The sequence below is a fragment of the Trinickia violacea genome (assembly GCF_005280735.1).
Classification (GTDB): domain Bacteria; phylum Pseudomonadota; class Gammaproteobacteria; order Burkholderiales; family Burkholderiaceae; genus Trinickia_A; species Trinickia_A violacea.
The window spans coordinates 1008660-1029040 of record NZ_CP040078.1; the positions used below are offsets into that span (position 1 = coordinate 1008660).

At 63.1% G+C, this 20381-nt stretch carries 18 protein-coding genes; 11 read left to right on the plus strand and 7 right to left on the minus strand.

All coding sequences use genetic code 11. From position 1 onward, the window contains the following. Positions 1-184 precede the first annotated feature (184 nt). Together FAZ95_RS26630 and FAZ95_RS26635 are read left to right on the plus strand one after the other, a co-directional pair. Positions 185-2008 (plus strand): S10 family serine carboxypeptidase-like protein, encoded by a 1824-nt coding sequence (locus FAZ95_RS26630; RefSeq protein ID WP_137335492.1) that lies wholly within the window; start codon positions 185-187, stop codon positions 2006-2008. A gap of 87 nt (positions 2009-2095) precedes the next feature. Next, entirely contained in the window at positions 2096-2485 is a 390-nt protein-coding gene (locus tag FAZ95_RS26635; protein WP_137335493.1) for a 2-oxoglutarate dehydrogenase, read from the plus strand. A gap of 90 nt (positions 2486-2575) precedes the next feature. On the opposite strand, the gene FAZ95_RS26640 is transcribed toward FAZ95_RS26635, so the two are convergent. Next, complete coding sequence (locus tag FAZ95_RS26640) at positions 2576-3043, minus strand: helix-turn-helix domain-containing protein (protein WP_137335494.1); 468 nt, start codon at positions 3041-3043, stop codon at positions 2576-2578. 74 nt (positions 3044-3117) lie between these two features. On the opposite strand from FAZ95_RS26640, the gene FAZ95_RS26645 reads away from it, so the two are divergent. The 4 genes from FAZ95_RS26645 (at position 3118) to FAZ95_RS26660 (ending at position 9652) form a co-directional block, all read left to right on the plus strand. Beyond that, on the plus strand, positions 3118-3969 hold the full coding sequence (locus tag FAZ95_RS26645) for a class I SAM-dependent methyltransferase (protein WP_137335495.1): 852 nt from the start codon (positions 3118-3120) through the stop codon (positions 3967-3969). A 199-nt stretch (positions 3970-4168) separates the two neighbouring features. Further along, positions 4169-5833 carry a tetratricopeptide repeat protein gene (locus tag FAZ95_RS26650; RefSeq protein ID WP_437437791.1) on the plus strand — a complete coding sequence of 555 codons (1665 nt, stop codon included), beginning with the start codon at positions 4169-4171 and terminating at the stop codon, positions 5831-5833. 280 nt (positions 5834-6113) lie between these two features. Then, positions 6114-6908, plus strand: a complete 795-nt coding sequence (locus FAZ95_RS26655; RefSeq protein WP_137335497.1) for a substrate-binding periplasmic protein — start codon at positions 6114-6116, stop codon at positions 6906-6908. Then, a complete protein-coding gene (locus FAZ95_RS26660; protein WP_137335498.1) occupies positions 6905-9652 on the plus strand; it encodes a bifunctional diguanylate cyclase/phosphodiesterase in 2748 nt (915 codons plus the stop codon). Before FAZ95_RS26655 ends, FAZ95_RS26660 begins: the two co-directional genes overlap by 4 nt. Before the next feature lie 25 nt (positions 9653-9677). Here the strand turns inward: FAZ95_RS26660 and FAZ95_RS26665 are convergent, their stop codons facing one another. Next, a complete protein-coding gene (locus FAZ95_RS26665) occupies positions 9678-11030 on the minus strand; it encodes a TAXI family TRAP transporter solute-binding subunit (protein WP_137335499.1) in 1353 nt (450 codons plus the stop codon). Between the two features lie 237 nt (positions 11031-11267). Between FAZ95_RS26665 and FAZ95_RS26670 the strand changes: the two genes are divergently transcribed. Beyond that, positions 11268-12332 (plus strand): phytoene/squalene synthase family protein, encoded by a 1065-nt coding sequence (locus FAZ95_RS26670; RefSeq protein WP_137335500.1) that lies wholly within the window; start codon positions 11268-11270, stop codon positions 12330-12332. A 63-nt stretch (positions 12333-12395) separates the two neighbouring features. Beyond that, positions 12396-13001, plus strand: a complete 606-nt coding sequence (locus FAZ95_RS26675; RefSeq protein WP_137335501.1) for a helix-turn-helix domain-containing protein — start codon at positions 12396-12398, stop codon at positions 12999-13001. A 5-nt stretch (positions 13002-13006) separates the two neighbouring features. Here FAZ95_RS26675 and FAZ95_RS26680 read toward each other — a convergent pair whose 3' ends face one another. After that, positions 13007-13963, minus strand: coding sequence for a queuosine precursor transporter (locus FAZ95_RS26680; protein ID WP_137335502.1), 957 nt, complete (start codon positions 13961-13963; stop codon positions 13007-13009). A 664-nt stretch (positions 13964-14627) separates the two neighbouring features. Here FAZ95_RS26680 and FAZ95_RS39785 point away from each other — a divergent pair. Further along, entirely contained in the window at positions 14628-14870 is a 243-nt protein-coding gene (locus FAZ95_RS39785) for a hypothetical protein (protein ID WP_217497475.1), read from the plus strand. A 20-nt stretch (positions 14871-14890) separates the two neighbouring features. Here FAZ95_RS39785 and FAZ95_RS26690 read toward each other — a convergent pair whose 3' ends face one another. The 4 genes from FAZ95_RS26690 to FAZ95_RS26705 all read right to left on the minus strand — a co-directional run bounded on the left by FAZ95_RS26690 (position 14891) and on the right by FAZ95_RS26705 (position 18819). Continuing rightward, the gene (locus tag FAZ95_RS26690) at positions 14891-15661 is read right to left on the minus strand and encodes an ATP-binding cassette domain-containing protein (protein ID WP_175425773.1); all 771 of its coding nucleotides are present in this window, start codon (positions 15659-15661) and stop codon (positions 14891-14893) included. Then, positions 15661-16662: an ABC transporter permease gene (locus tag FAZ95_RS26695; protein ID WP_137335505.1), complete on the minus strand. Its 1002-nt coding sequence runs from the start codon at positions 16660-16662 to the stop codon at positions 15661-15663. The genes FAZ95_RS26690 and FAZ95_RS26695 overlap by 1 nt, the downstream gene beginning before the upstream one ends. Continuing rightward, positions 16663-17757, minus strand: coding sequence for a sugar ABC transporter substrate-binding protein (locus tag FAZ95_RS26700; protein ID WP_137335506.1), 1095 nt, complete (start codon positions 17755-17757; stop codon positions 16663-16665). It lies immediately after the preceding gene. Positions 17758-18090: 333 nt separating this feature from the next. Next, the gene (locus tag FAZ95_RS26705; protein WP_137335507.1) at positions 18091-18819 is read right to left on the minus strand and encodes a FadR/GntR family transcriptional regulator; all 729 of its coding nucleotides are present in this window, start codon (positions 18817-18819) and stop codon (positions 18091-18093) included. A gap of 256 nt (positions 18820-19075) precedes the next feature. On the opposite strand from FAZ95_RS26705, the gene FAZ95_RS26710 reads away from it, so the two are divergent. Together FAZ95_RS26710 and FAZ95_RS26715 are read left to right on the plus strand one after the other, a co-directional pair. Next, the gene (locus tag FAZ95_RS26710) at positions 19076-19420 is read left to right on the plus strand and encodes a YciI family protein (protein WP_137335508.1); all 345 of its coding nucleotides are present in this window, start codon (positions 19076-19078) and stop codon (positions 19418-19420) included. Then, positions 19411-20373, plus strand: a complete 963-nt coding sequence (locus FAZ95_RS26715) for a sigma factor (RefSeq protein ID WP_367873420.1) — start codon at positions 19411-19413, stop codon at positions 20371-20373. The genes FAZ95_RS26710 and FAZ95_RS26715 overlap by 10 nt, the downstream gene beginning before the upstream one ends. Positions 20374-20381 lie beyond the last annotated feature (8 nt).

Below are 20381 nucleotides of genomic sequence, written 5' to 3' on the forward strand. Positions count from 1 at the left end.
CCATGTAGTTAGTTCTATTTATTAATTTAAATTGAGTAAGCGGTATTCAGGCTGTTGGAAAAAAGAAAGTGAAATGTCAGCCGCTCCATGCCGAAGCGTTCTGCACGTGCTGTCTGCTTTTCATGCGCCTCACCGGCAAGGGTGGCCTTTGTGTTGCGGTATCTCACCAATCACAGGGACAGAAATGAAACCAGACCGTAGCTCTAGCGGTAGCCGCGCTCGCGGCCTGGGCCGGCTAGCCGGCCCAGGCGCGCTGATCATCGGCATGCTGATACTCGCGGGATGTGGTGGAGGCGACAGCAGTCCTTCGGCATCGGGCGCGAGCGCGATGAGTCAAGTGAGCGCGAATGCGCAGGCCAACGCGCAGTCCAATGCTCAGTCACACCCGGCCAGCCAGCAGCCGTACACCGATCCCGTCGCCTATTCGCCGAATGCCACCGACGGCTTGCCGGCGTCGCAAGTCGCCGAGAAGGCCGCCGTCATGCACTATCAATGGACGTCGGGCAAGACGACCGTCAACTACACCACGACGACCGGCCACCTGATCGCATCGGATGCGAACGGCAATCCCGAAGCGACGATGTCGTATGTCGCGTACACGGCGCCGAGCGCGAACGGCGCGCCGCGGCCTGTCACGTTCTTCTATAACGGCGGCCCCGGTTCGTCGTCGATTTGGCTGCGCCTCGGTTCGTTCGCGCCCACGCGCGTCGCCACGCCCGACCCGTTGCTCACCAACTGGCCGAACTACCCGATCGTCAATAACGAGCAAAGCCTCATCGATACCACCGATATGGTGTTTATCGATCCTCCCGGGACAGGGCTTTCCGAAGCGATCCTGCCGAACACGAACCAGACGTACTGGGGCAGCGATCCGGACGTCAACGTCATGCGCGATTTCATCGAGCGCTATCTGAACGTCAACAATCGCGGCAGCTCGCCGATCTACCTCTACGGTGAGTCGTACGGCACGCCGCGTACCGACATGCTGGCGCTTGCGCTCGAATCGGCTGGTGTGCACCTCACGGGCATCGTGCTGCAGTCGTCGATCCTGAACTACTTCGCCGATGCGATCGAGGCCACCGCCATCGAGAATTCGACAGCGGGCCTGGCGCTCGATACCGACACGCTCGCCGGCTATTTCCCCGGCTATGCGGAGGTGGCCGCGTACTTCAATCAAGTGTCTCCGGCGCCGGTCGATCAGGGCCTCTACGCGTTGCAAATGAGCTTGTTCGTCACGGCCGAGTATCCGCGCTTCCAGAAGTACTCGCAGACCTGGGTGCTCAGTCAGCTCGGCATTCCCGCTGCGCTCGGCACGCCCGTGGTTCCGAACAGCGCGACGCTGGCGTCGTGGCAATGGCCTTCGAGCCTCACGCAGCAGGCGCTGCAAGGCTACTTCAGCATCAACAGCTTCGGCGTGTCGCTGCTGCCGGGCTACACGATCGGACGCTACGACGGACGCGTGTCGCTGCCCGATTCGGACCCGCGCCTGCAAAACGATGGGGACCCGTCGGACATCCTGATCTCGCAGCCGTTCACGACCGCGCTCGCCACACAGTTGCCGCAATACCTCGGCTATAGCGCGCCGAACGCGACGTTCATGCCGCTGAACGACAACATCATCAACGTTTGGAACTTCTCGCACGAAGGCCAGCCGCTGCCCGATACGCTGCCTGATCTGCTCGCCGCGATCACGCTCAATCCGCAGCTCAAGGTGCTGTCGGAAAACGGCTTCCACGATCTGGCCACGCCGTTCTTCAATACGGAGAAGCAGCTCGCGCGCTTGCAGACGGTGCCGAGCCTGAATCCGAATCTGCAGGTCAGCTTCCACCAGGGCGGGCACATGATTTATCTGGACGATGTGGCGCGGCCGCAGATGAAGCGCGATCTCGTCTCGTACTTCGATGGCCGGCCGGTTCCGTTCGCGCTCTCGCTGTGGACGCTGCCCCCGCCGTGGCGGGACGAAAGCCCAGCGGGCACGCCGACGGCCGTTGCGCAGACGGCGCAATGAGCGCGATCGCAGCAGTAGCCTAATCTTTAGGGAAAGGGTCCCTGCCGGACCAGGGACCTCCTGCTTACCTCTTTATGGCGAGTGATCATGTCTCTAATCGATATGCTGCGGCGCCTTCTGCCGCTAATCGTTCTCGGTGCTGTGGTCGGCAACGCGCAGGCGGCGACCACCCAGGCCGTGGCGCCCGTGACGCTTCCGAAGGGCGGCCACGGCGTGGACGGCCCGTTTTTCCCCACTAACCGGCCCGCGCCCGTCACGCCTTCGACCGGCGCGCAACTCCAACAACAGGCGCAACAGCGGCTGGAAGCGCGCCTTGGCGCGAACACGGTGCTGAACAACGGCGCCTCGATCACCAAGGAGCAGGCTCAGAGCAACGGGCTGGGCTATATCGCGAAGCACTTCGACCAGATCGATACGGCGCATTCGGGCCGCGTGTCGATGGACAGCGTGCGGCAGTATCTGCAGCAACAGCACTGATGACGCGCCTCGTGTAGTCCGCGTCGGGCGCCCCGCTTAGCGACAACGGTACGTCGAGGGACTGCCGCCGTTGTCGTTGAGCGAGGCGTTTTATTGCCTCGTGGATGACTTGCGTTTGACGGCGGCGGCGGGTGCCTGCGGAACGGATTTCCCCGGCGCGCCGATCGCGCCCGACGCCGCCGCGCGCAGATAGCGGCGGAACGTCGGGCATTCCATATGGCTCGGCTTCGGGCATGCCGCCGCGTGCCGCAAGCCGTCGCGCATGGCGCTCAACTGGCGTATCGTCCGGTCCAATTCTTCCGCCTTGGCCTTGAGCATCTGCCGGTCGATACTCGGCGTTTTGCCCGACGCCAGGATCGGCGCGATTTCATCGAGCGAAAAGCCCGCGGCGCGTCCGAGCGCGATCAGCGCAAGACGCTCGAGCACGGCGGCATCGAACACGCGGCGCAGGCCGTGCCGGCCGATCGACGCGATCAGCCCCTTGTCTTCGTAGAACCGCAGCGTTGAAGCCGGCACGCCGGAGCGTCGCGCGACTTCGGAGATGTCCAGGCTTTCCATCCTCTTGACCTCAAGTCGACTTGAATTCGTATAGTGCAGCGTCAGGATTCGCTAAGGCAATCGAGGAGAAGGTCATGGAAGTCACGCCGCAACCTGGAAACGATCAGGCAACGCATTGGAACGGCCCGGCGGGACTCGCCTGGGTCGAGACGCAAGCCGTGTTGGACGCGTTGTTCGAACCGTTTGAAGCGCTGCTCGTCGAGGCAGCTTCGGCGAAGTCCGGCGGACGGGTGCTCGACGTGGGCTGCGGCACGGGCAGCACGACGCTCGCCGTCGCGCGCCGCCTTGGCGCCGCGGGCCGTTGCGTCGGCATCGACATTTCGGAACCGATGATCGCCATGGCCCGAGCGCGGGCGGAACGGGAAGGCTCGCCCGCGCGCTTCATCTGCGCCGACGCGCAGGATCATGCGTTCGAGGCCGCGGGCTTCGATCGGATCGTTTCGCGCTTCGGCGTGATGTTTTTCGCCGACCCTGTCAGGGCTTTTGCGAACCTGCGGCGCGCCGCCAGCGACGCCGCCGAATTGCGCTGCATCGCGTGGCGCAGCCCGTCGGACAACCCCTTCATGACGACTGCGGAACGCGCCGCGGCCCCGCTGCTGCCGAACCTTCCCGCGCGCCGGCCGAACGCGCCGGGGCAGTTCGCTTTCGCCGATCGGCAACGCGTCGACGCGATCCTGCACGAGAGCGGATGGGCAGGGATCGAGATCCGGCCGATCGATGTCGACTGCACCATGCCGGAGGCTGGGTTGGTCGATTACCTGAACAGGCTCGGTCCGGTTGGCCTGATGCTGCGGGAGGTGGATGACGCGACTCGCAAGCAGGTCGTCGAAACGATTCGCGCGGCGTTCGCGCCTTACGTTCATGGGAGCGAGGTTCGCTTTACCGCGGCCTGCTGGATGGTCGAGGCGCGAGCGGCGATGGTGTGAGGCGGGTCGAGCACGGCGTGGCGTGCTTTAGGAGGGATTGCTGCGGCTAGAGGGGGCCGCCATCGGCCTTCGATCTTTCGAACAGCGAGGCGCAATGGGCTCATTTCCTGGCGTCGTCTCGGCGCCGGGCATCGTAATCTGCGTGACAGTGGCGCTTGTCGCGCTTTGCCACTCATTTGCCACTCAGCGAGACTCATTGATCTTAGAGCAGCCAATCCCATCCGTGACTTCCCTATCGACAGACGCCTTCCCGAACGCCGACTATGCCGAAGCCCACAACCGGCTCGGCAACATGCTCACGGGACTCGGCCGCCTGTCCGAAGCGAAAGAGGCGTATCAGCGTGCAATCGAGGTTCGTCCTCAGTACCCCGAGGCGCTCAATAACCTCGGCAACGTGCTGAGGTCGCTGGGCCAGCACGCGCAGGCCGAGATGGTCTGCCGGCTCGCGCTCGTAGCCCGCCCGGATTTCGCGGACGCGCACAACAGCCTCGGCGTTGTCCTGAGCGACCTCCAGCGCTTTCCGGAAGCCGAGACGGCCTACCGGCAAGCCGTCTTCTTTCGCCCCGACAATGTCGAGGCGCATTACAACCTCGGCATCGTGCTGCGCGCACTCGATCGGCTCTCCGAGGCCGAAGCGGCCTACCGGCAGGCGCTGGCCATTCGCCCCGACTGCGTCGAGGCGCTGAACAACCTTGGCAGCGTGCTCCAGGCGTTCGACCGCCTGCCCGAAGCCGCGGCGGTGTATGGCCAGGCGCTGACGCTGCGCCCGGGTTTTGCCGAGGCGCACCAGAATCTCGGCAACGTGCTCAAGGAACTCGGCCAACTGCCGGAGGCCGAGGCGGCCTACCGGCGCGCGATCTCCTTTCGCGCCGACTATGGCGACGCGATATTCGGCTTGGCGACGCTGCTCCTCAGCACGGGCCGTTTCGAGGAAGGATGGCGGCTCTACGAATGCCGTTACGACCAGCCGGAATTCGTCCATCAGATGAGCCGGTCGCTGCTGAGCTGTCCGCAGTGGCAGGGCGAGGCGCTCGCGGGCAAGTCGGTGCTGGTGTGGCAGGAGGACGGCCTCGGCGACATGATCCAGTTCGGCCGCTACCTGCCGCTGCTCAAGGCCCAAGGCGCCGCGCACGTTGCGTTTGCCTGTGTTCCGGCGTTGCACAGGCTCTTTGCTGCCGTCGACGGCATCGATGCCGTACTCGATCACGACACGGCGCAAGCGCGTTCGTCCGGCTACGACTGCTGGACGAGCCCGCTAAGCGCGCCATTTCGCATGCGCACGACGGTCGACACTATTCCGCACTTTGTATACCGAATACCCGAGCCGTCTCTCGTCGAAAGCTGGCGCGCGCGGCTGTCGACGCTCGCGCCCGGCCCGAGGATCGGCCTCGTGTGGAAGGGCAATTCGAAGCACCACAACGATGCGAACCGGTCGCTGCCAACGCTCGCCGCGCTGGCGCCGCTTTGGAGTGTGCCGGGCGTCGGCTTCGTGAGCTTGCAGAAAGGGCAGGGCGAGGACGAAGCTCGATGCCCGCCGCCCGGCCAACCGCTGCTGCATCTCGGCTCGGACGTGACGGACTTCGCCGATACCGCCGCGATCGTCAGCCAGCTCGATCTCGTGATTGGCGTCGACACGTCGACGGCGCATCTGGCCGCGTCGCTCGGCAAGCCGTGCTGGGTGTTGCTGCCGGGACGGGACGTCGACTGGCGCTGGATGCGCGAGCGGACGGACTCGCCGTGGTATCCGGGCACGCTGCGCCTGTTCCGGCAATCGGCCGGGGAAGGCTGGCCGGCCGCGATCGAGCGCGTGCGCCAAGCCTTAGCCGAGGCACTCCCCGCGCTGACTCAACCTGTCGCCGGATGAGCGACTTTCCCTTCCTTGCGCAATCACAAAAAATTCTTCTCGAAGTAGTACAAACCCGCTCTTAAGAACCGCAGCGTGTTGCCGATAATTCGAACGGAGCAATTCGCAGACGAAAGGGTCTGGCCGCGGCACGCGGCTTCGTTTCAAGCAGGCAACGTGTAAGGAATCTCCCCGCAGTACCGTTCCCGCAGGCGGCAAAGGGCCTGGAAAGGCACCGTCGACTCTGCGCTCGGCAGCACCGAGCTTTGCATTTCAATCACTCTTCCCACGAGGGGGCACTGTGATTCGACGCGGTATTGCCGGCTTGTTCATCGCGCTTGGCTGCGCCGGCAGCGCATTCGCGGGCGGTCCCGACTGCTCGCGCACCTACACGCTCGCGCTCCACGATCACGGCTTGCTGTATTCGGTCGACAGCGATACCGGCATCGACAAGGATTTCGCCGACGAACTGATTCGCCGCAGCGGCTGCAAGATCAACGTGAGCCTGATGTCGCGCGCGCGGATCTGGAAGCTGATCGAATCGGGCGCGCTCGATTTCAGCTTGTCGGGCATCGCCAACGACGAACGCAATCAGTACGCGTCGTTCGCCTGGTACTTCAGCGACAAATACTATTTGCTCGTGCGCAAGGACTCCGGCATCCGCACGATGTCCGATTTCGAGCACAACGACCAGTTCGAGCTCGGCGTCATCCGCAGCTTTCGCTATAGCGACTCGGCCAATCAACTCGTCGACAAGCTCGCCGCCGAAAACCGCGTGAGCCAGGCGGGCGGCCTCGAACCGCTCTACGAAGCGCTGATCCTGCGCCGCATCCAAGGGATGATCATCGAGCCGTTCGATTACCCGGCCATCGACGAAAAGCGTATTCGCGACGTCACGACGGTGCTCGACTTCAACGATCCGCCGATTCCGCACGGCGTCATCATGTCGAAGAAGGCGCTGTCGCCGGAAGAGCAGCAGAAGTGGCGCGATCTCGTGAACCAGATGCGCGCCGACGGTACCGTGCGCCGCATCTTCCGCAAATATTTCAAGCCGGACTTGGCCGATTCGATGGTCGACGTCCAATTGCCGCCGTGAGCTGGGCACGTCAATTCCTGATTCCATCGCTGGTCTTGAGCGCCGCGCTTGGCCTGACCTGGATCGTGTGGGATCACGAACGGCAAGCGACGCGGCACGAACTGCTGTCGCAGTTCGATTTCGCATTGGGCGACGCCGTGAGCCGGGTCGACCAGCGCATGGCCACCTATCAGCTGATGCTGCGCGGCGTGCAGAGCATGTTCGCCGCGACCGGCACGATGGACCGCGCGCGCTTTCGCGATTACGTCGGCACGCTCAGTCTCGACCCGACCTTCTCCGGCATCCAGGCGATCGGCATCGTGGAATGGGTGCCGGCCTCGCGGAGACCGGGGCATGTCGCCGAGATGCGCCGGGAAGGCTTGACGCACTACGCGATTCAGCCCGGCGGCGCGCGTGACGACTACGCCCCCATCATTCAGCGCGAGCCCTACGTCGGCCGCAATCGATCCCGGATCGGCTTCGATACCTGGGCCGACCCGGCGCGGCGCAACGCGTTGGAGCGGTCGCGCGATTCCGGCATGGCGGCGATCACCGGCAAGCTGCGCCTCGCAGTCGATCAGGACGACGCCGCCCATCCCGGCTTCATCATGTATCTGCCGATCTATGCGCGAGGCCAGCCGCAGGACAACGTCGCCGAGCGCCGCGCGAATCTGATCGGCTGGGTCTTCGCGTCGTTCCACATGCGCGACATCATCGCGAGCCTTTACGGCGAGGAGCCGCCCGGTCTCACGCTGGCGGTGTACGACGGCGTCGAGCCGTCGCCGGCGTCGCTGATGCACCGCTCGTCGCGGGCGGCCGCCGAGCGTCAGCCGCCCGCGCTGTCGGCGAGCGAGTACCTCGTTGTCGCCGGGCACGACTGGACCCTGACGCTCTCCGCCAGCGACGCCTACAAGGCCCGCTTCGGCCGCCACGCGGAAATGGTGATCGCGCTGGCGGGCACGGGCTTGAGCTTCTTGCTCGCGCTGCTTGCGTGGCTGCTGGTGACCGGACGCGGCCGCGCGATGCGGCTTGCTTCGGCGATGACGCGCGAATTGCGCGAGCACGAGGCCGAGCTGCGCATCGCCGCAGTCGCCTTCGATTCGCTGGAACCGATGATGGTCACCGACGCCCACGCCAAGATCCTGCGCGTGAACTCGGCCTTCACGGAATGCACGGGCTACACGGCCGGCGAAATCGTCGGCGAGACGCCGAACATCCTGAATTCGGGCCGTCACAACGCGGCGTTCTTCCGCGAGATGTGGGAAACGATTCAACGCGACGGCGGCTGGCAGGGCGAGATCTGGGATCGCCGCAAGAACGGCGACATCTATCCGAAGTGGCTCACGATTTCAGCGGTGCTGGGCGAGGATGGCCTCGTCAGTCATTACGTCAGCACGCATCACGACATTACCGAACGCAAGATCGCGGAAGATCGCATCAAGGAGCTCGCCTTTTTCGATGCGCTGACGCGCCTGCCGAATCGCACGCTGCTGATGGATCGCTTGAAGCAGGCGATCACGTCGAGCGCGCGCAGCGAGGCGTGCGGCGCGCTGCTGTTCATCGATCTCGATCACTTCAAGACGCTCAACGACACGCTCGGCCACGACAAAGGCGACCTGTTGCTGCAGCAAGTCGCACAGCGTCTCGCGGCCAGCGTGCAGGAGAACGACACGGTGGCGCGCGTGGGCGGCGACGAGTTCGTCGTGGTGCTCGGGACCTTGAGCGAGAACCGGCAGGAGGCGGCGCGGCAGACGGAAGCGCTCGGCGAGCAGATCATCGCGGCGCTCGGCAATCCGTATCAGCTCGACGACATCGAATACCGCACCACGGCCAGCATCGGCGCGACCGTGTTCCGGGGGCACCAGGCGTCGATGGACGAGCTCCTGAAGCAGGCCGACCTCGCGATGTACAAGTCGAAGGAACGCGGGCGCAACGCGATGTGTTTCTTCGACCCGGACATGCAGACCGTCGTCGTCGAGCGGGCCGCGCTCGAGGCGGGGTTGCGCAACGCGATCGAAGAAGATCAGTTCCTGCTGCACTACCAGGCGCAAGTCGACGGCGATCGCGTGACGGGCGTCGAAGCGCTCGTGCGCTGGCAGCATCCGCAGCGCGGGATCGTGCCGCCTGCCGAATTCATTCCGCTCGCCGAAGAGACCGGGCTGATTCTCGCGCTCGGCAACCGCGTGCTGGAGATCGCGTGCGATCAACTGGCGCGCTGGTCGGCGCGGCCCGATATGGCCTGCCTGACGATCGCCGTCAACGTCAGCGCGCAGCAGTTCCGCGCGCCCGACTTCGTCGACAAGGTGCTGGCCGTCATCGATCGAACCGGCGCGAGGCCGGATCGGCTGAAGCTCGAGCTGACCGAGAGCGTGCTCGTCGACAACGTGCAGGACATCACCGAGAAGATGGACGCGCTCAAGGCGAAAGGCGTGGTGTTCTCGCTCGACGATTTCGGCATCGGCTATTCGTCGCTTTCGTATCTGAAGCTGTTGCCGCTCGATCAGCTGAAGATCGATCGCTCGTTCGTGCGCGACGTGCTCGTCGATCCGAACGATGCGGCGATTGCGAGAACGATCGTCGCGCTCGCGCAGAGCCTCGGCTTGGGCGTGCTCGCCGAGGGGGTCGAGACCGAGGCGCAGCGCGACTTCCTCGCGGCCGCGGGATGCCATGCGTACCAGGGCTATTACTTCTGCCGTCCGTTGCCGATCGACGGGTTCGAAGCGTTTGCGAGCGGGCTCGAGACGCGCCAGTGCGTTGCCGAGTAGTCGCGAAACGTAGCGGCTTGCGCCGCTACAGGCGCGCCTTGGCCCACTGCGGGTTGTTCAGATGGGCGCGCACGAAGCCGACGTGCTCGCGCAGCACATAGAACGCGTCCGCATAGGCGAGCGGCATGCGCAGATGATTGAGCGAATCCTCGATGTCGTCGAGTTCCGCCATGAGTTGCTGCCGCTCGTCTTCCGTGGCGCCGTCCAGTACGCTGCGCTCGATCGCAATCAGCGCGCCGTAGTAGCGATAGATGCGCGAGCGCACGCGCCAGCGGAAGAGGGCGGGGATGAGCCGCAAGCCGGGGATCAGCAGCACCGCTACGGGCAGCAGCAGAACCAGCAGGCGATCGGTCACCGTCGCGAGCCAGAACGGCAGGTAGCGATAGAAAAAGCTCTTGCCGGACTTGTAATAGCGCGTCGCGTCTTGGCTGATCGGAAAATCCTGCGCGACCGGATTCGGAAATTGCCCGGCGCTCTGCAGCAGCCCGGCCGAGCCGTGAACTTCCTGCGCGGCTTCGATGATGAGGTCCGAGATGGCCGGATGCAGGCTCGGGCGCGCGATGATCTCGACCGTCGGGCCAATCAGGTGGATCGTTTGGCGAGGTACCGTCCTTTGCAGATCGAGCACGCCTCGCGGCAGATCGATCTCGTTGAGATACGGAAAAAGCCGCGTGTAGGCGCTCGCCTCCGTGAAGTCCAGCGCGGTAATGCCGGGTATCGTGAGCAATCCCTGCATCATCTCGCGCGTGGCCGAGTCTCCGCTGAACAGCGCCGCGTCGATATTCCCCTTGATCAGCTCCGTTGCGGCTTGCAGGCCGTCGTAGGGCAACAACGTGGTGGTGCCGCCGGGCACGATGCCGTTCGCCGCCAGCAGCTTGAGCGACAGCACGCGCGTGCCGCTGCCCTCGCGGCCGATCGCGATCCGCTTGCCGTCCAGGTCGGCCAGGTGAGTCACGCCATTGCCGCGGTAGAACACGGCGATCGGCAAGTATCGAATGCTGCCGAGCGACGTCAGCTTCGACGTATCCACGCCGTCCGCCACGCCGCCTTGCACGAGCGCGAAGTCGACGTGCTGCTTGGGGTCGAGCAACCGATGCAGGTTTTCCACCGAGCCGTCGGACTCGAGCACGTTGAGCGTCACGCCATTGCGGGCGAGGATTTTTTTGTACTCCAGGGCCGCCTGCATGAAGATGCTGTTGCGCGGCCCGGCGCTCATCGTGATGGTCTTCGGCGGCGCGGGATCGATCAGCCAGATGATCGCCGCGATCGTGGCGACGAACAGCACAATGACCGGCACTGCCGTCAAGGCGAGATCGCGCCACACGGGATGCGCGTGGTCTCGAAGGAAATTCGGCGTATGCGGGCGATATCGTTTCATTGGACTAAGTTGGATATGCGGTCCTTTGTTTTACCGCCTGAACATGGGGCCAAGGTGTTCATTCTACTGCGCGAGACCCGCGCAGCACGTGCTGCATCGGTATCGGAACGCGGTTTCGTCCGCGTTTTCGTGAGTAGACGTCCCGGTCCGCTGCAAGCCCGCTGAGGGGTCGTCGCGCCGAATGCCGGATACAATTCGGCTGCGCCTGATTCGGCCGTCAACGACTTCCATTTATTCATGAGCAACCCTACTCGGGCCTTCCTGCTTGGCCCTCTGCTGAAAGGCGTCTCACGTTCGTTCTACCTCACGCTGCGCGTGCTGCCCGCCGGGATGCGCGATCCCGTGGGCCTCGCGTATCTGCTGGCGCGCGCGGCCGACACGATAGCCGATACGTCGCTGATCCCGCCGGAGCGACGGTTGGAGTTGCTGCTTGCGCTGCGCGCGCAAGTCAACGGCACAGCAGATGACCCGACGCTTACGCAGCGTCTCGCGAATGAAGTCGCAGGCCAGCAGACTCAATCCGACGAGAAGGTCCTGCTCGAATCGATCGGCCCGGCGTTGACGGTGCTTGCGCAATTGAGCGACGCAGACCGGCAAGCCGTGCGCGAAATCGTGACGACGCTCACGCAAGGCATGGAATTCGATTTGCGCACGTTTCCCGACGAACGTTCGGGGCAGGTGGCGGCGCTTCGTGAATTCGCCGAACTCGATCGATACACGTATCTGGTGGCGGGATGCGTCGGCGAGTTCTGGACCAAGATGACCGATGCCCACGTGCCGGGCGCGCTCAAGGCGGAACTCGAAACGATGCTGCACCGCGGCGTTCGCTTCGGCAAAGCGCTGCAGATGGTGAACGTGCTGCGCGATTGCGGCAAGGATTTGCGCATCGGCCGCTGCTATCTGCCGACGGAGATGCTCGACCGCTTCGGCCTGCGTCCGCAGGACCTCATGCTGACCGATGGCGCCGATGGCTCGCTACGCGCGCGGCCTTTGATGTTCGAGCTGGTCGGCGTGACCCTCGATCATTTTCGCGCGGCGCTCGACTACATGCTCGCGATTTCCGCATTCTCGCCGCGCTTGCGGTTGGCTTGCCTCTGGCCGATCGTCATCGGCTTGGAGACGCTGCTGCTTCTCGTGCAGAACGAGCAATGGCTCGATCCGGCGAAGGTGTCGAAAGTGCGGCGCAACGACGTCTATCGAATCCTTGCGTGTTCGCTGCCGGTTGCGCCTTCCAACGCTATCCTGCGCGGCTGGATCGAGCGGCTGATCGGGAAAATCGAAGCCCGGCTAACGGCCCGATGACACTGGCCGGCTCACGGAAAATCGCTAATGAACCAACTTGCATAGGAAATTCCACATAGCCCTATGAAAATGAGCCAGAGGGTCGTCCTGATGGTTGCGCGCATCAGAGCCCTCATGCACCAGCAAGGAATGAGCGACGCAGACTTGGCGCGCAAGACGGGCATCTCTCCCGCTACGTTGAGCCGCGTCCTGTCGCTGGCTACAGAAGATCCTCGCATCAGCACGCTAACGGCCATTGCGGAAGCATTGGGGACCACCGTTGGCTATCTACTGCACAGCGAACGCGCATACCCGATTCCGATCCTGGATTGGAGTGAGATGCTCGCCTTTGTGCGCGATAGCGGTAGCGTCAGTCAAAGGACGGAATGGCTGACCGTCAATTCCCCAAAGAAACCGGGCACCTTCGCGGCCCGTACGCTACCTTCCATGGCGCCGCGGTTCCGCGAAGGCTCCATCATCGTCGTTGAACCCAGCGACGCTTATCGGGACTTTCAGGTCGCTGTGGTGGCGTTCGGCAACACTGCGCCGACCCCGCGGCGAATCGTCAGAGTCGGCGCCGAAACCTATCTCAAGCCGATGAGCTCGGCGACCCAGGAGAAAGAGGCGATCTTGAATGACAGCGTCACCATTCTTGGCGTGGTGACGGAATCGAGAATATTCAACCCCTAAGCGATTCAACCCCTAAGCGAGAAGGGATTGAAGTTGGTGTGATAGTCGTAGTAGTCGACCCCATCTATTTCCTTGAGCCGCCTCGAGACAGTTGTCACTAGCGGAAGGAGGATCAATTCGTAGAGGGTTTTCACCACGATTTGAGTACCAATGATGACGATGATCATCGAAGTTGGCAGTCTTCCCCAGAACAGGATCGCGCAGAACAGAGTGCTGTCGATAACGTTGGCAATGCTCGTGCTGAACACCACGCGGACCCATAGATGCTGGCCAGCGCTCGCTAACTTGAATTTTGCCAACGACATGGCGTTAACAAACTCTCCGAAAAAATACGCGACTGTCGATGCAAGAAACGTTCTCGCGAACTCGCCGGCAAGCACGCCGTAGGACTGGGCAAGGGCGCTGTTCTGTGCTTCCCAAACTGGCGAGTTGGGTATCAACGATAGAAACCACATTCCGATTACAAACATGAAATTCACCGTCATGCCGCCCCAAATGACGATTCGGCTGACGCGATACCCGTAGACCTCGGTGATTATGGTGCTGAACGCGTACGTCATTGGAAATACAACGAGCGCAGCCGGAAAATCAATGCTGAACTTTCCCAGGAGGCCGGGCCAATCCAAGTTGCACTCCACCACGCGTCCACCCGTTACATTCGATAGCATGAGAAAGCCTACGAAGAGAAACGAGAGCGCAAGGACGGCGTGCGTCAACGGGCGCTTGCGAGTGGGGAAGTACTTGAGCGGGACAAGTTCATCAGTGTAAGTCGCGGCGTTCAGAAAGCCGATATGCGCGACATCTTCCTTCGAGAATTTCTCAAGCCATGCCTTCTTGTTTAGATCGTGTGGCGACATCTTGAAAGTGGCACGTGAGTCTCGCACTCGAACTAGAACAAGAATCTTGTCTGTGTTTGTTGTCGGTTCGAAAACCGCTTCGATTACATGGGATGGCTGTTCCATAAATTTCGTTTGCAAAAGATGAACTCACTGCCTCATCAGACGCATGTTCAAGATCTCAGGAAGGCTCGGACAGGGTTGATGTCGATGTCTCCTCGATGCATGCGGCGGACTCCCACTTTCAGCCGCAAGCCGACGGCTGCCAAATGGGGCGTCAATCATTCAATGCCGAACGAGAAGTTGCACCTATCTAACTTGATGGGTTTTGTCGATGGGGAATTCGGCTAAATTAGCCCAAATGAGTTAATCGTTGCATTTTTGCAATTCTGTGGCGCCGGGCCATGACGTGCGAAAGGCGGCCTCAGATCATGAGCGAAAGAACGCCAATTCCCGGCAGACACAGTCACCGATGGTCCGTGCAATGAGAACCGCTATCCGATTTCAGATTGGCTCGACATGGCTGTGCGTCGAGGACGGCAATGGTGACGCGTCTGAGCATCCTGATTGTGTCGCTGTGACGTTACGCGCAAGCCGGCCCGACGGTAGACCGGGGCGGCGCATTGCGGCAAACCTCGCGACCCAGCGCGACGAGATATTGGCGCTTGGGTTGCGCTTGTTGGATTTGGCCGATCGCATGACGCCCGTAGCGTCCTGGTCGTCTTGCCAAACCGAGGGCGACACCGGCGATCGCCCGGTACCGGTCAATTTGGGTCCTGGAGATCGGGATTTGATCGAGCGCCTATCGGCTGACCGCCCCATCGATTTTGCACGCCATGTGTACGCAAGTGCGGAGCGTCTGCGCATCCGCATGCCGATTCTGCGTGCGGCTCAATGCGTGCTCGAGTATTGCGACGACGAAACGGCGAGCGGCCTGCACTCGATATTGGCGGCCGTCGATATGCATGGATGCCTTCCGTTCCCGCAGGTGGCTGTCCTCGGCGCAGTGCAAAACGCGGGAACCGTGCGCTGACTTGTTTCGGTCGGCAAACCTCACTGCCCGTTCGCCCGCATCGCCCGATACTCGCGCCTCACGATATCCATCAGCTCCGCCACCGAGGTGCTCGCCGAGTCCCGCTGATACGTCACGTGCCCGCGCTGCATCAGCATCACGCGATCGGCGATATCGAGCGTCTGCGCGTAGTTGTGCATGATCATCACGATCGAGATATTGCCCTTCTGCTTGAGCCGCAGGATCAGATCGATGATGAGGCCCGCCTCGCGCGCGCCCATCGCGGCAAGCGGCTCGTCCAGCAGCAGAATGCGCGCATCCGAATTGACGGCGCGCGCCACTGCGATGGCCTGCCGCTGCCCGCCCGACAGCTTTTCGACCGGCAGATCCACCGACGGCACGTTCACGCCGATGTCCTCGAGACATTCGGCGGCGCGCTTGCGCATCGCGCGGTTGTTCAGCAAGCGGACCGGCCCCGGATAGACGATCTCGCGATTCAAGAACATGTTGTGATAGATGGAGAGCGAATTCGCGAGCGCGAGATCCTGATAGACGCATTCGATGCCGAGCGAACGCGCATGATCGACCGAGCGCAGCAACGTCTCCTCGCCGCGCACGAACACCTTGCCGCTCGTCTGCTGATGAAAGCCCGTGAGGATCTTCATGAGCGTCGACTTGCCCGCGCCGTTGTCGCCTAGAATGCCGAGGATCTCGCCATCCGCGAGCGTCAGCGATACCCCGTCGAGCGCCGTCACCGCGCCGAAACGCTTGACGATGTTTTCGACGCGCAACGCTTCCTTGGCGTCGGCCATCACAAGTCTCCCTTGTTGCGCGCGAGACGCGTCACGTGGATGTTGAAGATCATCGCGACGAGAATCGCTGCGCCGAGAATCATGTTGAACGTGAACGCGTTGATGCCGATCAGCGTGAAGCCGTCGTTGAGGATGCCGAGCACCGCCGCGCCGATGAGCCCGCCGATGATCGTCCCCGAACCGCCTGCCAAAGGCGTGCCGCCGATCACGGCCGCGGCCACCGCAAGGAACATGATCTGGTTGCCGCCGGCCTGCGGATCGATCGACGAGATGCGAAAGCCTTCGAGAATCCCCGTGAATCCCGCGAACACGGCGGCGATGATGAAGTTGCCGAGCTTCAAGCGGTTGATCTGAATACCGGCTTCGCTCGCGCCTAGCGGATTGGCGCCGGCGGCCACCGTGTGCAGGCCCCATCGCGTGTGGCGCAACAGCACGTGCATGAAGAGCGCGATCACCACCGCCCAGATGATTTCGCTGTAGCCCCAAGCGCCGAAGATCGAAGCGAAACCGGCGTCTTCGGGCGGCGTGACCGGCGTGCCTTGCGAGATCGTCAGCGTGAAGCCGTTGACGAAGAAGAGCGTGCCGAGCGTCGTCACGAAGGAAGGAATGCGTAGATACACCGTCAACGCGCCGTTGACGAACCCGACTGCCGCCGCCGCGAGCACGCCGGCCAGCACCGACGCCCACGCAGGCAGGCCCGCATCGTTGGCGAAGTGCATGATGAACGGCGCGAACGCAAAGACCATCCCCGCCGATAGATCGATTTCGCCGCCGATCATCAGCATGATCTCGCCGCAAGCGATGATCGCGGCCGGCGCGATGAACTGCGACAGATTCTGGAGGCTCGCGTTGGTCAGGAGGAAGTCGTGATTGACCGCCTCGAAGTACGCGCTAAGAATCACCGCAACCAAAAGGATGCGGGCTTCGCTCGATCGTGTGATCGCGCCCGCCCAGTGCTTCGGGCGGGCGCGCGCTTGACTGCTGTCAGTCACGGATGCCATTTACGATTTGATAGCGCCGCTGCGCGGCACGATTTGCGGCTTCGTGCTCTTGCCTTCGTAGCGCGTCGAAGTGTTCAGATACGGATCGACCGTGCCCTTGGTCACGAACTTCAAGCCGGTGTTGATGTTGGCCGGCCCGACGAGACCGCCCGATGCGAGGAACACGAACGCTTCCATCATCGTGTAGAAGCCTTGCACGTAGGGCTGCTGGTCGATCGTGAAGTCGAGCACGCCTTCGTGGATCAGCTCGACGGTGCGCGGCAGCAAGTCGAAGCCGCCGCCGTGCACGCCCTTCGATTGCAGGTTCGACTCCTTCATCACTTCGGCGACGCCCTGCGTGCTGCCCGCATCGACGGCGAACATGCCCTTGAGATCCTGGTGACCCAGATAGAACGACTTGATCTTCGAGAGCTCTTCGTTGACGGTCGCGCCCGTTGCGATCATCTGCGCGTCGATGTTCTTGCCGGACTTCTTGATCGCGTCCTTCGCGCCGTCCAGGCGCGGCTGGATGTTGAGCTGGCCCGGCGTCGCGATGAAGAGCGCGACGAGTCCGCTGTCGATGAGGCTCACGATGCGCTCGCCCATCTGATAGCCGGACAGATAGAGGTCCTGGCCGATATAGGCGAGGCGCGGATTCGTCGTGCCGGCCGGCGCATCGGCGTTGTACGCGAAGACGGGAATGCCCGCGTCGAGCGCGTTTTGAATCGGTTTATCGAAGGCTTTCGGATCGACGATCGGCACGGCGATCGCATCGGCTTTGGCGGCGACCGCGGCGTTGAGCGCGTTGACCATCTCGCCGACGTCGGCATTGGCCGAGCCGGTCCACTGATAGTCCATGCCGAACATGGCGGCGGCATCTTGGATGCCGTATTGCGTCGGCACAAAGAACGGATTGGTCGTGACGTGATTGACGAATACGACTTTCCAGCGTTTGTGTCCCGGGAATGGATTCGCTTCGGCCGCTTGCGCCGGCGTCATCGTGCCCATTGCGGCGCCGCCCAGAAGCGCCATTGCCGTCGCGAGGCCGGCGCCTTGCAGCAGCCCCCGGCGCATGCCTTGCACTTCTTCTTCCTTGTCTTCGCGCTCATGCGCCATGTCATCCTCCGTTTCTCTTCGTTGTTGAACACCACCTTCATTAAAAGGCGGAGCCTCGGCCTCGATCGGCACGGGCTCCAGGCATGACAACTCCTGCGAAACCTGCGGATTCTTAAAGTGTATGCGCGCGCATAACCACTGTCTCCAAAAATGCTATATCAGGCACTTTTAGCGAATAATCGATGTATACCCTTATATAGTCGGACTATTTCACGACGTGGTCATCGACAGTTAGGAATGCAGGCGAGTTACGCATTTGCACTTTGCAAATGCTGGGAGGCGGAGCGTTTAATCGGATGAATTGCGGCTTTCGTCTTAAATAGTAAGACTAAATCAGCGCACGGTGCGGCTACCCACTTCGAGGATCGAATCGGCATCCGCGCGCGCGTTTTCGAGCTGCACGAGGCTGGCGTGGCGCGCGGCGAGCGGATCGCGATTCTGGATCGCGACGAGAATCGCTTTGTGGCGCGGCAGGGAAAGCGCGTGAGTATCCGGGTGGCGGCTCGTCAGCTTGATCGATTCCGACAGCGCGAGCGACATCATGTTGCCGATGAACGCCAGCATGTCGTTGTGCGTGGCCGCCATGATCGCGCGGTGAAACTCGAGATCGGGTTCGAGCAACGCCGCGGCGGTGTCGGCGCGCTCCATGCGCTCGTAGGCGGCGTTGATGCGCGCGAGATCTTCGTCGGTGGATTCGGTGGCGGCGAGCGCGGCCGCAGCCGGTTCGATGATGCGCCGCACGGTCAAGAGCGAACGGAAGAACTCGCCTTCGGGAATGCTGTTGAGCGTCCAGTAGAGGACATCGGGATCGAGCATGTGCCAGTCTTCGCGCTGGCGCACGATGCTGCCCACGCGCGGCTTCGACACCACGAGGCCCTTGGCGACCAGCACGCGAGTCGCTTCGCGCAGCACGGGGCGGCTCACGCCATACATTTCGCACAGGCTCGGCTCGGGCGGCAGGCGCGCGCCGGGCGCGAGCTTGCCGCTGACAATCTGGATGCCGAGTTCCTGCACGATGCGCCCGTGCATGCTCTTGCGATTCTGAAGGTGCCGATAGTCCATAGTGTTCGATATTGCTTGGGGGAGGTGCCCTCGGAGGAGCGAGGACGTTTGGACGCACAGCCGGGTGCCTGTGTACGAGGATAGCATGCGGCATGCCGGAAAATGCCGAGTTGTGGAACTTTGTGGCGTCGAGCGCGACAACGCAAAGCGTCGCCTTGAAAACAATTTTTCCGGGTCTGTCGAAATGCTGTTTGACGAAGCGTCATTGTCGTAGCGGCGCATGTTGCTCCGCTAAAACCGATAAGGAGAAGACGTCATGCAATACCTGCTGCTGCTGTACCTCGACGAAAAAGCCATGATGAATTTGCCGAGAGAGGAGGCCGGCCAGCTGCACGGCGCTTACATGGCCTACGTCGAAGCGATGACGAAGGGCGGCGTGCTGCTCGCGAATCACGGCTTGCGGCCGACCTCGGAGGCGACCACCGTGCGTGCGCCCGGCGGCAAGCAAAGCGTGTTGAACGGTCCGTTTGCGGAGACCAAGGAGCAGCTCGGCGGCTACTTCCTGATCGACGTGCCGGATCTCGATGCGGCGCTGTCGTGGGCGGCGCGCTGCCCGGGCGCGCAGCATGGCGCGATCGAGGTGAGGCCGGTTTGGGGGTAGCCGAAACCGCGGAGGCGGTCGCGCGCGCGAGCTACGGCAAGCTCGTCGCGTTTCTGGCCGCGCGCACGCGCGATGTCGCCGGCGCCGAGGACGCGCTTGCCGATGCGTTCGCCGCAGCCCTCGCCGATTGGCCGCACAGCGGGATTCCGCGTGTGCCGGAGGCGTGGCTCTTGACGGTCGCGCGGCGCAAGCTCATCGACGCCGCGCGGCACCGCCGCGTAAGTGACGAGGCAACGCCTACGCTGATGCTGCTCGCGAGCGAGTTCGACGAAAGCGGCGACGATGCCGCCGCGTTGATTCCCGACGACCGCTTGCGGCTGATGTTCGCGTGCGCGCATCCGGCGATCGACGCCGGCGTGCGCGCGCCGCTGATCCTGCAGACGGTGCTCGGCTTCGACGCGGTGGCGATCGGCGCGGCGTTTCTCGTTGCGCCGGCCACGATGGGCCAGCGGCTCGTGCGCGCGAAGAGCCGCATCCGTCAGACGGGGATTCCGTTTCGCGTGCCCGACGATCGCGATCAGCTCGCCGAGCGGCTCGACGCCGTGCTCGAAGCGATCTACGCGATCTATGCGGAAGGCTGGTCCGATCCCGCGGGCACGCAGGCGCACAGCCGCGGGCTGGCTCTATGCGCTGACCGGCTCAGTGGTGGTGGCGATCAATCGTGCCGTCGCGCGGGCGTCGCAAATCGCTGGGGCGCAAGGCGCGCTCGAGGGCCTCGCTGCACTCGACGCATTGAGCGACGACAAGCAAGTTGCCGGTTATCAACCTTATTGGGCGGCCCGGGCCGCGCTGCTCGCGAGGACCGGAGACTCGGAGGCCGCGGCCGACGCCTACCGGCAGGCGATCGGGCTCGAATCCGATCCTGCCGTGCGGCGTTATCTACAGACGCAGCTTGCCAAGCTCGGGCCGGCGTTCGGCGCTTGAGGCGATGCCGGCGCCATGGGTCGACGTGAATGCGCGA